Raw genomic sequence first — 14,041 nt, forward strand, 5'->3', positions numbered from 1 at the left:
GTCAAAAAAGCGAATCATTTGTTGTCTTCGCCGTCACCAGACCGCCAAAAGCCAGCATTTGCAGGCTTTCCTGAAAGCGACCCGGCCGAATCACCGAATCAGCGACCACCTGCCGTCCGGCCGGATGACAGGCCGAAGCCATCGATCAGCGCTTCGGTCGCTTCCTCTTTCAGAAGCTGGTTGCGAATGTCGATCAGCCGCGCGAACAATTCTCCTGTTTCGTCTGTCTCGAGCGATGCTTCCACCGCTCGCAGCTCCTTATGTAGGGTGCGCGCGCGCTGATGCAAGTGAAGCGCCTGCCGCAACGCCTCGCGAACATCATCTTCGGCCGCATCCGGCATGGCCGTCCACAGACCAACCCGCCGCACGGCCTCTTCCAGTTTCTCAATCAGTTCGCCATATCCCGCCCTGACCAGCGCCGCATGCATCAATGCGCCCTCCTCGACCGGACTGGTCGCCAGTACGTCCAGCATGGCCAGATGCAGGTTTTTCAACGCTTCATGTTCGAAGTCGAGCACCGACAGGGCTTCGAAATTTTCCTCAAGCAGGCGCGGATGATTGATCAGCATCAGAATGATTGCCGTCTCACGCAGGCGCGGCGCACGCCCGCTTGTACCAAGGCTTGCGCTCCTGACCATGCTGGAATGCGCAAGCTGATCGCTGATGGCAAGACGGCCGCCAGAGCGTCCCGGCGCCATGCCGCGCCGGCTGTCGCGCCCGAAGCCGCGCCGGTCACGGTTCTGGCCGCGCTCTGCGCCCGTACGCCCGAAAAAGACCTGCGTGCGTTCGCGCATTTCCTGCTGGTAATGGCGGCGAATATCCTCATGCGCGATACGGCCGCAGATCTCGCGCAGACGCGCCTCCAGTTCGGCACGCCGCTCCGGCGTGTCATAAATCCCGCCGGCCGTCTCCCGCGTCCAGATCATGTCAACCAGCGGACGCGCCTCGCGCAGCACGGCATGAAAGGCCGACGCCCCTTCCGCCCGCACCAGATCATCAGGGTCCTGCCCCTCCGGCAACAGGGCAAAACGCAGCGATTTGCCCGGCTGGAGGTGCGGCAGGCCAATATCTGCCGCGCGGTTGGCCGCGCGCAAACCCGCGCTGTCGCCATCAAAGCACAGGATCGGTTCCGGGCTGATGCGCCAGAGCAGGTCAAGCTGTTCTTCCGTCAGGGCCGTGCCAAGCGGGGCAACTGCATGGTGAATGCCAGCCTGTGCCAGAGCGATCACATCCATATAGCCTTCAACGGCAATGATCGGCTTGGCCGGCTCGCCATTCTGCGGTTGGCAGGCCTTGCGCGCCCGCAGCGCATTATAAAGTACCCTGCCCTTGTGAAAGAGCTCGGTTTCCGGTGAATTGAGATATTTCGCCGGCGCATCAGGAGACAGTGCCCGACCGCCAAAGGCAATGATGCGCCCGCGCAGATCCTGAATCGGGAACATCACCCGGTCGCGGAAACGGTCATAGGAAACCGGCACATTTTCATGCACCAACAGGCCACAGGCTTCCATCTGCTCGCGCGTGATGTTTTTGGCGGCCAAAAATTCCTTCAGCGCATTGCGACTTTCCGGCGCATAGCCAAGGCGGAAGGCCTGCTGGGTTGCGGTCGACAGGCCGCGATCGCGCAAATAGGCGCGTGCCCTGGCGCCAACCGCTGCCTGCAGCTGGCTTTCAAAAAACTGCGCGGCAAGTTCCATCACATCATAAAGCGATGCGCGCTCGGCCTCGCGCCTTTCCATTTCAGGGTCGCGTGCCGGCATCGGCACGCCGGCCATATCGGCAATGCGCTCGACCGCTTCCGGAAAGCTCACGCCTTCAAGCTCGGTCAAAAAACGGAAATGGTCGCCCGTCACGCCACAGCCGAAACAGTGGTAACGCCCCTTGCGGTCTTCGCAATGAAAACTCGGCGTTTTCTCGCCATGAAACGGACAGCAGGCCCAGAAGTCGCCCTTTTGCGGATTGCTTTTCTTGCGATCGAACGAAACCCGCGTTCCGATCAGTGTGGAAATCGGCACGCGATCTCTGATCTCATCGAGAAAGGAGGGCGAAAAACGCATGAACGCTGTCACTTCCACATCATGTTGCAGGCAAACCGGCCCTGGCGTTCTGCGCCATGCCGTTACCCGCAGGGGTTGGCGATATTATCCTGCCGATATCATTCTACATATAGGTGGCAGGCTTTTCCACGTCTATGCAACCAGCAGCATACTCCCCGCAACACACAGGCTCCTTTCCTGTCCGCACCCTGAATGGAAAGGTGCCATCGGAGGAAGATATGTAACCGGCTAAATTTATGTCGCTTGTCTTTTATGGAAACATGGCCATAAATTGCCAGAAATAATAATTCTAAATCAGTTTAATTCGGTCTATCACACCGTATGGCTCCGGCGGCGCTGAATGGCTGCCAGTTCAGCCAGATCGAGTGCACGGGAGGTTGGCTTGAACGGTTCCGTTGTCCTTTTGCATCTGGCCGGTGCGGTTGCCCTGCTGCTCTGGTCGACACGCATGGTCCGCACGGGCGTGGAACGCGCCTATGGCGATCGCTTGCGCCGCCGCCTGCGCGAGCAGATGCACAATCCCTTTCTTTCGGTACTGTTTGGCCTGATGCTGGCTGTTGCCCTGCAAAGCTCAACGGCTGTCACCCTGCTGGTCGGCTCATTTGTCGGCTCCGGCATTGTCAATGGCATTGCGGGGCTGATGGCCGTGCGCGGTGGCGAGCTTGGCTCGGCCCTTGTCGTCAAGATCCTGAGCTATGACCTGACGCTTCTGGTGCCGATCTGCCTTGTCGTCGGCACAACGATCTTCATGTCCACCGAACGGCGCGACTGGCGTCAGGCCGGACGTATCATTGTTGGTATTGGCCTGCTCATCCTGTCGCTGGAAATGACCGGTCAGGCCACCGAGCCTTTGCGCAACAGCGAGCTTCTGCCTGTCATCGTCGAATATCTCGACGGCGACCCGATTACCGCCTATCTGCTCGCTGCCCTGATGACATGGCTGTTTCATTCCAGCATTGCCGCAGTCATCCTGCTCACCAGCTTTGCCGCACGCGGGCTGATCCAGCCAGACCTTGCCATCGTCATGGTGCTCGGCGTCAATCTCGGCTCGTCGGTCATTGCGCCCATCCTGACCCGCAATGCCCCGCCACAGGACCGCATCGTGCCGCTCGGCAATCTGCTGATGCGCGGCGCAGGCTCGCTGGTCATGCTGATTGCCTTCGAGACCTTCCACCCGCCGATCGGCTTTCTGGGCTCGGATTCCGTCGCCCAGATCGTCAACATGCATATTCTGTTCAATTTCCTCATCATGCTGGTCGGCATTCCGCTGTCCAATCTGGTGCTGCGCATCACCCGGCAGCTGGTCAAGAACAGCACTCCGCAACCGGAAGGCCCGACCTTTACCGAAAAATACAGTGCGCTTGAGCCAAGCGCCCTCGACAGCCCGAAACAGGCGCTTGCCAATGTCACGCGTGAGGTCGTCAGCGTCTGCGACACGATCGAGATCATGCTACGCGGCATTATCGAACTTTACGAAAATCCCGATCCGGCCCGCATCAAGGAAATTGAAGCACTGGATGACCGCGTCGATCACATGCATGCCGAGATAAAACTTTATCTGACGCGGCTTGCCACACGCAATCTGTCCGATTTTGAAGCGCAGCGCATGCAGGAATTGCTGGGAGCCTGCGTCAAGCTCGAACAGGTGGGCGACATCATCGCACGCAACATGCTGGCACTGGTGCAGAAGAAAAAGGCGCGCAATATCAAGTTCACCGAAGCGGGCTGGAAAGAGCTGACCCATTTCCATGCCATTGTGCTGGCCAATGCGCATATGGCCTTCAATGTCATCGTATCACGCGATGGCGAGACGGCGCGCCAGCTTGTGCAGGAAAAGGATCGCCTGCGCGACATGGAAAAGCAGCTCAACCTGCAGCATTTTGCCCGACTGAGGGAAGGCACGAAACGCTCGATCGAATCAAGTACCATCCATCTCGATACAATCCACGATCTCAAGCAGATCGACTCGCTTCTGGCGTCACTTGCATATCCGATACTGGAAGAACAGGGCATGCTGCGCGGCAGCCGCCTGAGAGCCCCAACGGCCGAAAAAAGCCGCGAGGAACCGGCAAGATAGCAGCGCCAAACAGATAAGCCGGGTGAGCAGCTCACCCGGCTTTGTTTGTTCCGCTTCGTTTATTGCGCGTTGTTCATTGCAGCAACGACTTGATCACGCCGTTTGCCTTGCTGAAATCCATCTGTCCGGCATAGCGCTCCTTCAGGGCAGCCATGCACTTGCCCATATCGCGCAGACCCTGCGCGTCGGTTTCAGCGATCACCTGTTCGCAGGCCGCCTTCACCTCGTCATCGCTCATCTGCTTTGGCAGGAACTCGCTGATGATCCTGATTTCCTCGCGCTCATTCTCGGCCAGTTCAAGACGGTTGTTTTCTTCATAGATGCGCGCTGATTCTTCCCGCTGCTTGACCATCTTGCCAAGGATGCCGAGCAATTCCTCATCGCCAACGGCATCCTTTCCGGCCGCGCGGTTGGCAATATCGCGGTCCTTGATCGCAGCCATGATGAGGCGAAGCGTCGAGGTACGGCGCTTGTCCTGCGCCTTGAGCGCTGCGGTGAGGCCCTGGGAAATCTCCTGGCGAAGCATATCGTCTCTCCTGACGGTCAATGGTGCGGTTCCGGGAAAAGTGATCTCGTTTCGTCCTGAACCGCGATAATCAACGAGTTGGAGCGCTTCAGCGTTTCCGTGAAAAGCTGAAGCGCTCTCGTGAGCGCGCCTTCTATCAAAAAGCACGACAAGATTGCAAATGCCGCCCTGTTCCACAAACATTCGTCCTGCAGGCTGAGCGCTTTTCCCTGCAATATTTCAGGAAAGCGCCTTCCCGGCAATTGACCGTCGTGCCAAGTTTCTCTATTGGATGGGGCCTAGCAGGACAACGGCATGTGCTCGCGGCGGGAACTTTATGATCCCCGCTGCCTTTTGGCGCATATATGGTTCCGGAAGCCCGGTTTTTCAAGCTGTCAGACCTGGCTGCCTGATCTTGCGGGCAGCTGCCGGCAAGCGGCTGACCGGACGGGGGACATGCCACCGTCCTGAGCGAATGTGACCAGCGCTATCGCGCGGCAAAACAGGAGTGCAAAAATGAGCGACACCACAACCAAAACCGCACCCTGGACAAGTTCTATTCCAACCGCCGTCCTTATATTGGCAGATGGCACGGTGATCGAGGGCAAGGGGCTTGGCGCGACCGGCGCCATTGAGGCCGAAGTGGTCTTCAACACCGCCCTCACCGGCTATGAGGAAATCCTGACCGACCCATCCTATGCCGGACAGATCGTCACCTTCACCTTCCCGCATATCGGCAATGTCGGTACCAATAGCGAAGACGTTGAAGACCTGACGCCCGCCAACCGTCATGGCGCGGTCGGCGCGATCTTCAAGGCCGACATCACCAGCCCGTCCAATTACCGCGCCAGCGAAGATCTCGACGCATGGCTGAAGGCACGCGGCGTGATTGCGCTGTACGGCATCGACACCCGTGCGCTCACCGCCCTCATCCGCGAACGCGGCGCACAGAATGCCGTCATCGCACATGATCCAAGCGGCAAGTTTGACATGGAGGCCCTGAAGGCCCGCGCAAGGGCCTGGAGTGGACTGGTCAATCTTGACCTCGCCAAGGATGTCACCATCGGCCAGAGCCTTGTCTGGAAGGAAACCCCATGGGTCAAGGGCAAGGGCTATGGTGAGGAAAACGAGCCGCAATATCACATTGTCGCGCTCGATTTTGGCGTAAAGCGTAATATTCTGCGCCTGCTTGCCGGCCTTGGCGCTAAAGTGACAGTTCTGCCCGCCACAGCCACGGCAGAAGATGTGCTGGCCTATAATCCGGACGGTGTATTCCTCTCCAATGGCCCCGGCGACCCGGCGGCGACCGGCGAATATGCCGTGCCGACCATTCGAAAGCTGGTCGATAGCGGCCTGCCGGTCTTCGGCATCTGCCTCGGCCATCAGATGCTGGCCCTGGCACTCGGCGCCAAAACGGAAAAAATGCATCAGGGCCATCATGGCGCCAACCATCCGGTCAAGGACTATACCACTGGCAAGGTTGAGATCGTCTCGATGAACCACGGCTTTGCCGTTGATTCCAAGTCGCTGCCGGAAGGCGTCGAAGAAACCCACGTCTCGCTGTTCGACGGCTCGAATTGCGGTCTGCGCGTTGTCGGCAAGCCGGTCTTCTCGGTACAGCACCATCCGGAAGCCTCGCCCGGCCCGCAGGATTCGCACTATCTCTTCCGCCGCTTCATCAATCTGATCCGTGAAAGAAAAGGCGAAGCACCACTGCCCGAACGCGATCAGGCTGCCTGACAGCAACGAGTGGTCACCGATCCATAAAACTGTCGGGGCATTGCTCCGGCCGTTTTCGTCTGGACAGGAATCAATCGTGCTGCCTCTGCGCGAAAACAGGATTCACACATGAAAAAGGCGGCAGACAGCCGCCTTTTTCATGCCCCTATCCAGCGATCAGATATCACCGCTGAACGTATCGCAAGCTTCCAACCTGCCGCTATCAAAGCCGCGCTGAAACCATTTTGCGCGCTGTGCGGAGGTGCCGTGATTGAAACTTTCCGGCACGACATAGCCCTGCGTACGCCGTTGCAGCGTATCATCACCAATCTGGTGGGCGGCATTGAGCGCTTCTTCCAGATCGCCGGCTTCCAGAATGCCTTTCTGGTTGGTGTAATAGCCCCAGACACCGGCAAGGCAATCGGCCTGCAGCTCCACCCGCACCGACATGCGGTTGGCCTCGACCTCGCTCATGCGCTGACGCATCTGGTTGAAGCGCGGCAGCACACCCAGCAGATTCTGGACATGATGGCCCACTTCATGCGCCAGCACATAGGCCTGGGCAAAATCGCCAGACGCACCGAAGCGCTGCGACAGCTCATTATAGAAACTTAAGTCAATATAGAGTTTGCGGTCGCCGGGGCAGTAGAATGGGCCAGAGGCCGCCGAGGCAAACCCGCAGGCCGAGCGCACCTGACCACTGAACAGCACCATGACTGGCGGCGTATAGGTCTGGCCCATCGACTGGAAAATACCACTCCAGACATCTTCCGTCTCGGCCAGAATAGTTCGGGCAAAGCGGGTGGTTTCGTCATTGGCAACCGTACCGCCCTGCGACACAGGCCGTCCCTGCTGGGTCTGGACATAAGGGCCCGTGCCCCCGCCATCGCCAAACAGGATCGGCATCGGGTCAATACCCAGAAAGCGCAGGACAAAGAACATCACCACCAGAATGAGGATGCCGGACAGCCCGCCACCGCGTACCAGACGCATGCCGGGGCCACCAAAACCTCCGCCCAAACCGCCACCAAATCCTCCACCAGATGCGCCACCGCGCAGATCTTCCACATTGTCGCTTTCTCTTCGCCCTTGCCAACGCATGGACCAACTCCCCTGCTCGTACCAAATTGGGTACCGTCTGCCTTTACAGTTTGCCTTGAAAAAAACTGGCACGGCAACCTGAAAAGTAAATGCCACTCTCATCAATTTGCAAAACGCCCCTGCACCCAACAGGATTCCCCACGCAATCATGGAATATCAGGCCCTGCCGAATTATTTTCGTGAAAGTCTGAACTTTCTTTGAAATAAAGCCTTTTAGGGGTTCCGCTTTGGGTCATGATTGCCTATAAGGCCGGCTTAGCCCACAGAATACCGAAGCTGCCAACCCGCCGGAAAACCGTGCGGGCTTTTCTGGCAGGTTAAATGCAAGTCACGCTCCGATGCCGTGCCTTGCAACGCAACATTAAAGAACAGGACGTGCCCATGCCGAAACGTACAGACATCAAATCGATCCTGATTATCGGCGCGGGTCCAATTGTTATTGGTCAGGCATGCGAGTTCGACTATTCCGGCACGCAGGCCTGTAAGGCGTTGAAAGAGGAAGGCTACCGCATCATCCTCGTCAACTCCAACCCGGCCACGATCATGACCGATCCTGACCTGGCTGATGCGACCTATATCGAGCCAATCACGCCAGAAGTTGTAGCCAAGATCATCGCCAAGGAGCGCCCCGATGCCATCCTGCCGACCATGGGTGGTCAGACCGCGCTCAACACCGCGCTTTCGCTGCGCCGCATGGGGGTCCTGGAACGCTATAATGTGGAAATGATCGGCGCCAATGCCGAGGCAATCGACAAGGCTGAAGATCGCGCCCTGTTCCGCGAAGCCATGGCCAGGATCGGCCTCGAAACGCCGCGCTCCATGCTTGCCAATGCGACCGAGATCAAGGATGAGGATCGCAAGCGCCATGAAGCCAAGCGCGCCGAGATCAAGGCGCAATTTACTGGCGAGGAACTCGACCGCGCGCTCGACAAGCTGGAAACCGAATGGCAGCTCGGCGAGGCCGAGCGCAAGCAACGATACATGACCCATGCGCTGGCCAAGGCCGCACAGGCGCTGGATGTTGTTGGCCTGCCTGCCATCATCCGCCCGAGCTTCACCCTTGGCGGTACCGGCGGCGGCATTGCCTATAACCGTCAGGAATTCTTTGAAATCATCGAGCGCGGCCTGGATGCCTCGCCGACCACCGAAGTGCTGATCGAAGAATCCGTGCTTGGCTGGAAGGAATATGAAATGGAGGTCGTCCGCGACAAGGCGGACAACTGCATCATCGTCTGCTCGATCGAAAACCTTGATCCGATGGGCGTGCATACGGGTGACTCGATCACGGTTGCCCCGGCGCTGACGCTTACCGACAAGGAATATCAGATCATGCGCAATGCCTCGATCGCGGTGCTGCGCGAGATCGGCGTTGAAACGGGTGGTTCGAACGTCCAGTTCGCGATCAACCCGGAAAACGGCCGCATGATCGTGATCGAAATGAACCCGCGCGTGTCGCGTTCTTCGGCGCTGGCCTCCAAGGCAACCGGTTTCCCGATTGCCAAGATCGCAGCCAAGCTTGCCGTCGGCTATACGCTGGACGAGCTGGAAAACGACATTACGGGTGGTGCAACGCCGGCCTCGTTCGAGCCGTCGATCGACTATGTCGTCACCAAGATCCCGCGCTTTGCCTTTGAAAAGTTCCCCGGCTCCTCGCCGATCCTCACCACGGCCATGAAGTCGGTCGGTGAAGTGATGGCCATTGGCCGCACTTTCCAGGAAAGCCTGCAGAAAGCCCTGCGCGGCCTTGAAACCGGCCTCACCGGCCTTGATGAAATCGTCATTCCGGGCCTTGAGGATGGCGATGAAAAGAACGCCATCCGTGCCGCCATCGGCACGCCGACGCCAGACCGCCTGCGCATGGTGGCACAGGCCATGCGTCTCGGCTGGACGGTCGAACAGATCCATGATGCCTCGAAGATCGATCCGTGGTTTCTGGAACAGATCGAAGGCATCGTGCGCATGGAAGAGCGCATTCGTGAGCAAGGCCTGCCGCAGGACGCAGAAAATCTGCGCATGCTCAAGGCCATGGGCTTCTCGGATGCCCGTCTGGCAAGCCTCACCGGCAAGGATGCCTCTGACGTGGCAAAGCTGCGTGCAGAGCTCAATGTGCATCCGGTCTACAAGCGCATCGATACCTGCGCGGCTGAATTCGCATCCCCGACCGCTTACATGTATTCGACTTATGAAACGCCTTTTGTTGGCGCGCCACGTTCGGAAGCAGAAGTTTCCGACCGCAAGAAGGTCGTCATTCTCGGCGGCGGTCCGAACCGTATCGGTCAGGGCATCGAATTCGACTATTGCTGCTGCCATGCCGCCTTCGCGCTTGGGGATGCCGACTATGAAGCCATCATGGTAAACTGCAACCCGGAAACGGTTTCGACTGACTATGACACGTCCGATCGTCTCTATTTCGAGCCGCTGACGGTTGAAGATGTTCTGGAAATCCTGCGCATCGAACAGGAAAGGGGCACACTTCATGGCGTGATCGTGCAGTTCGGCGGCCAGACCCCGCTGAAGCTTGCCAATGCAATCGAAAAGGCCGGCATTCCGATCCTCGGCACGTCGCCGGATGCGATCGACCTTGCCGAAGACCGCGACCGCTTCCAGAAACTGCTCATCAAGCTTGATCTCAACCAGCCGAAAAATGGCATTGCCTATTCGGTTGAACAGGCCCGCCTTGTTGCGGCAGATCTCGGCTTTCCGCTGGTTGTTCGCCCGTCCTACGTTCTGGGTGGCCGCGCCATGCAGATCATTCACGATGAGCGCGCCCTGCAGTCCTATCTTCTTGACACCGTTCCCGAACTGGTGCCGGAAGACATCAAGGCAAAATATCCGAACGACAAGACCGGACAGATCAATACGCTGCTCGGCAAGAACCCGCTCCTGTTCGACACCTATCTGACCCAGGCGATCGAAGTCGACGTCGACTGCCTGTGCGACGGCAAGAACAGCTTTGTTGCCGGCATCATGGAGCATATCGAGGAAGCCGGCATCCATTCCGGTGACTCGGCCTGCTCGCTGCCGGTTCACTCGCTGTCGCCGGAAATCGTGGCCGAACTCGAACGCCAGACCGAGGCGCTGGCCAAGGCGCTCAATGTCGGCGGTCTGATGAATGTCCAGTTCGCCATCAAGGATGGCGAGATCTTCATTCTTGAAGTCAATCCACGCGCTTCGCGTACGGTTCCATTCGTGGCAAAGACCATCGGCACGCCAATCGCCAAGATTGCAGCCCGCATCATGGCTGGCGAAAGCCTGGAAGCAGCGCTGGCTGCCTATGGTGGCAAGCCACAAAAGACTGCACGCCCGCATATTGCGGTCAAGGAAGCCGTCTTCCCGTTTGCCCGCCTCCCCGGCGTCGACACGCTGCTTGGACCGGAAATGCGCTCGACCGGCGAGGTCATGGGTCTCGACTATGACTATGCACTGGCCTTTGCCAAGGCACAGCTTGGCGCAGGTGTGGAACTGCCGCGTGAGGGCACGGTCTTTGTTTCCGTCCGAGACGAGGACAAGGAACGTGTGCTTGGGCCGGTTCGCCGTCTTGCAGAGCTTGGCTTCAAGGTCATGGCAACGGGAGGCACGCAGAAATTCCTCGCGGACCATGGCGTTGAAGCAGTCAAGGTCAACAAGGTGATCGAAGGCCGCCCGCATGTTGAGGATGCCATCCGCAACCGCCAGATCCATCTGGTCTTCAACACGACCGACAGCGCAAGCGCCGTTTCCGACTCCAAGTCGATCCGCCGCGCAACGCTGATGCAGAAGCTGCCTTATTACACCACCATGGCAGGTGCGGAAGCCGCAGCCGAAGCCATCGCCGCACTCAAGGCAGGATCGCTGGAAGTCCGCCCGCTGCAGGACTATTTCCACTGATCAACGGCAATGAAAAAGCCGCCGGAACAGTCCGGCGGCGCTGCATGACACGAAACCCGCCGAAAACCCGGCGGGTTTTGTTTATTTGAAAACAAGCAGATCCAGGAAAAGTGGAACCGGCTTTCCGGCCGCGGCTGCGAATGGCAAGAGCCTGGAGCAATTCAGCCTCTGCATGAAGTTCAAAATTGCTCCAGCCCGGATTTTGCGGACGCCCGCTTTGGCGTGGCGCCCGACAAATCAGGCTTACCACTTGATCTGCAAGCCTACCTTCCCCTTCGCATACTGGTTGTTCGCGGTGTTTTCCAACGCGCCACCAGCAACGGCCTCACCAAAGATCGCATATTTGCCATCCTTGAACGAATAGCGGCCACTCAGACCAAGCTCGGCCCATGTCGGTTCTTCGCGACCGAGTTTCACCTGTTTGTCGCCAATGGTCATCATTGCATTCTGACTACGCAGATCATGATGCAGGTTGGCGACCGCACGGCCACTGAAGCGCGAAGTATAGCCATCCTTGTCCTGCCAGCTCTTGGCATATTCAAGGGCCAGTCCGCCACGCAGAGTCAGCGAGGACAATGCATCAAACGACACAGTGCCAAGATGAGGATCGGTGAAATCATTGGCACCTGTGCGGTTCCAGCTCAGCTGGACCTGAGGGATCCAGGTCCAGTTGTCATTGAGGCTGACATGCTTGCCGGCTTCAAGGCTGAGGCCCAAACCATTGGCTGACAGGCTGTTTTTCAGAGGACCATGAACCGTATCCGATGCAAGCTCACTCTTTATCCAGGCATATTGCGCCTGCGTATCAATGTAATAGCCGTCATCCGTCATCCAGGTTAAGGCACCGCCAAGGCTATAGGCATTGGTGTTGATCAACCCATCACCATGGAGCGACGAAATATCGGTATTGACCTTGCCATATTGCAGCCAGACGCTGCCCAGCACACGGCTTTCCTCATTGCCATAAAGCTGATTGTCGAGGCCAATCCGCAGGTTCCAGTCCCTGGACTTGTAACCGCTGTCGACTTCGGAATCACGCAACGCGGCCCGGCGATGTGCCGCCTCGATTCGTGCCCAAACCAGACCTGCCTCGGTCAGGGTTTCATTCGGTGTTGCATCCTCGTCACCCTGTGCGATCAAAAACGCGTTCTGACCCGTCCAATAACGATTGGACATACGCTCATACATAGTCAATGGTCGGGTTACGTTACCAATGACATGCACATAGTCCGAATAAACTGCAGCCTCCGGCTTGTGCGAGCCTTCGGAAGCAGCTGCTTCCGCTGCAACCGGCTGCTCGACAACGGTTTCAGCCACTGCGGCTTCCGACTCGACGACAGCCGTTGTCTCCTGCGCCGAAGCAGACATTTCATCCGAAGCCTTGGCATCCGGAGAGCCCTTCTGTTCCAGCGCCACAGTGACAACTGGTTCTGCAGGCTTCTGTTCGGATTTTTCTGTCGCTGCAACAGCGGCTGGCAGCTGGATGGAGGTTGCCTCAGGTGCGACCACAGGCGTAGATGCAGCCACAGGCTGCTCCTGTGCATTTACCGGCAACACAGTCCCGGACGAAACCGGATTCGTCACCACCGAGACCGTCGGAGACAACAACAGCGACGATCCCGTAGTGTGAGCAGGCGTCAGCGAGGACGAAGGCGCAGAGATGTTCTGCGACTGTTCTGCCAAGCCTGATGTCGCAGAACCGGTCAGAACCTTCGTTATGCCCTCAAGCATCGCCGCAAGCGTTTTTTCACTGCTGGCATGAGCACCTGGCTCATTGCCTGTCTTCAGGGAAAAGGACGCCGGTCTTTCAAGACCTGAAGAAGCAGTTACTGACGGCGCCGACACAGCCTGTTGGGTATTTGATGCAGGATTCGCCCCATCACCCAACGATGCAGAAGACTGCGCAGAGCTCAACCGAGATTTTGCAATCGCCTCGTTGATTGTCGCGATTCTCTCTCTTCCTCCAACAGCCATGACTCTTGCAACAAAATTAGCGTCCGAATAGCGAGAATGAATTTCATCCTCACTGTCTGAATCAGAGTCTGATTCAATGACGGTCGAGATGGTTCTCTGCAAGTCATCCGGTGCAACCCCGTCTTGTACAGAGATGACTCTTCTCACTTGGTTAAGCCCGCCCGTGATCGAGGCCGTCCCTTCCAGCACAGAGCCAGCTCCTGCCAGCCCACCACTTGACGATTTTGGAGCGGCCGAGGGCATGGCAGTCTCGTCAGCCTTCTTGATAACAATAGTGTTCTGCTTAGACTTCAAAAAGTCGACAGGCGGCGGTGGCGGCGGCGGCACAGCTGGACCAACTGCCACAGGCGGTGGTGGCACAGATGCCCCACCCGTAACAGGCGGCAGCTGCCGCACAGATCGCTCGCCTGCCTCTGCATCGGAAGCAGCCGCGGAAGTGGAAACATTTGCACTCGGAGACCGACCAGCAGCCAAGGAAGATACCGATGAACCATCATCACCCCCAACGTTGAACATCACGTTGCGCACGATCTCCTTAGCTTCCTTGGACGAAACACTCTTCAACGAAGAAGTGTCGCCTTCCAACAGATCATCGCCAGTCTCCCATTCATCGCCTGGAGAATTGATCGCGCTATCCTTGAAGAATTCCGAATAAGCATCAGAGCCCGACTCAAAATTCCATTTTTGCGATACGCCTCGTCATTCGCCTGATTGAGGAGATGACCATCCAAGCTTGTGACG

8 protein-coding genes are annotated in these 14,041 nt (G+C 58.0%); 3 read left to right on the forward strand and 5 right to left on the reverse strand.

Translation table 11 applies throughout. From position 1 onward, the window contains the following. Window positions 1-98: 98 nt before the first annotated feature. On the reverse strand, window positions 99-2,057 hold the full coding sequence (gene dnaG / locus ACFO1V_RS03665; protein WP_374833207.1) for a DNA primase: 1,959 nt from the start codon (window positions 2,055-2,057) through the stop codon (window positions 99-101). Window positions 2,058-2,439: 382 nt separating this feature from the next. Here dnaG and ACFO1V_RS03670 point away from each other — a divergent pair, with 382 nt between their 5' ends. After that, window positions 2,440-4,134 carry a Na/Pi cotransporter family protein gene (locus tag ACFO1V_RS03670; RefSeq protein WP_374833205.1) on the forward strand — a complete coding sequence of 565 codons (1,695 nt, stop codon included), beginning with the start codon at window positions 2,440-2,442 and terminating at the stop codon, window positions 4,132-4,134. A gap of 73 nt (window positions 4,135-4,207) precedes the next feature. On the opposite strand, the gene ACFO1V_RS03675 is transcribed toward ACFO1V_RS03670, so the two are convergent. Then, window positions 4,208-4,660 (reverse strand): GatB/YqeY domain-containing protein, encoded by a 453-nt coding sequence (locus ACFO1V_RS03675; RefSeq protein ID WP_374833203.1) that lies wholly within the window; start codon window positions 4,658-4,660, stop codon window positions 4,208-4,210. Between the two features lie 495 nt (window positions 4,661-5,155). Between ACFO1V_RS03675 and carA the strand changes: the two genes are divergently transcribed. Further along, a complete protein-coding gene (gene carA, locus ACFO1V_RS03680) occupies window positions 5,156-6,379 on the forward strand; it encodes a glutamine-hydrolyzing carbamoyl-phosphate synthase small subunit (protein WP_374833201.1) in 1,224 nt (407 codons plus the stop codon). A 156-nt stretch (window positions 6,380-6,535) separates the two neighbouring features. Here the strand turns inward: carA and ypfJ are convergent, their stop codons facing one another. Beyond that, complete coding sequence (ypfJ, locus tag ACFO1V_RS03685) at window positions 6,536-7,459, reverse strand: KPN_02809 family neutral zinc metallopeptidase (protein ID WP_374833199.1); 924 nt, start codon at window positions 7,457-7,459, stop codon at window positions 6,536-6,538. Between the two features lie 381 nt (window positions 7,460-7,840). On the opposite strand from ypfJ, the gene carB reads away from it, so the two are divergent. Further along, the gene (gene carB / locus ACFO1V_RS03690; RefSeq protein WP_374833197.1) at window positions 7,841-11,326 is read left to right on the forward strand and encodes a carbamoyl-phosphate synthase large subunit; all 3,486 of its coding nucleotides are present in this window, start codon (window positions 7,841-7,843) and stop codon (window positions 11,324-11,326) included. Window positions 11,327-11,569: 243 nt separating this feature from the next. On the opposite strand, the gene ACFO1V_RS03695 is transcribed toward carB, so the two are convergent. Next, window positions 11,570-13,885: an autotransporter outer membrane beta-barrel domain-containing protein gene (locus tag ACFO1V_RS03695; RefSeq protein WP_374833195.1), complete on the reverse strand. Its 2,316-nt coding sequence runs from the start codon at window positions 13,883-13,885 to the stop codon at window positions 11,570-11,572. Next, window positions 13,861-14,041, reverse strand: a 181-nt coding sequence (locus tag ACFO1V_RS03700) for a hypothetical protein (protein WP_380075059.1), incomplete at its 5' end; no start/stop codon positions are given. The genes ACFO1V_RS03695 and ACFO1V_RS03700, both read right to left, overlap by 25 nt.

It is taken from the genome of Daeguia caeni (assembly GCF_042653845.1).
Lineage (GTDB): Bacteria > Pseudomonadota > Alphaproteobacteria > Rhizobiales > Rhizobiaceae > Brucella > Brucella caeni.

Bases quoted from the DNA above. Each gene is read 5' to 3' on its own strand.
- carB (WP_374833197.1), top strand. From the start codon at position 7,841: ATGCCGAAACGTACAGACATCAAATCGATCCTGATTATCGGCGCGGGT.
- carA (WP_374833201.1), top strand. From the start codon at position 5,156: ATGAGCGACACCACAACCAAAACCGCACCCTGGACAAGTTCTATTCCA.
- dnaG (WP_374833207.1), bottom strand. From the start codon at position 2,057: ATGCGTTTTTCGCCCTCCTTTCTCGATGAGATCAGAGATCGCGTGCCG.
- ACFO1V_RS03675 (WP_374833203.1), bottom strand. From the start codon at position 4,660: ATGCTTCGCCAGGAGATTTCCCAGGGCCTCACCGCAGCGCTCAAGGCG.
- ypfJ (WP_374833199.1), bottom strand. From the start codon at position 7,459: ATGCGTTGGCAAGGGCGAAGAGAAAGCGACAATGTGGAAGATCTGCGC.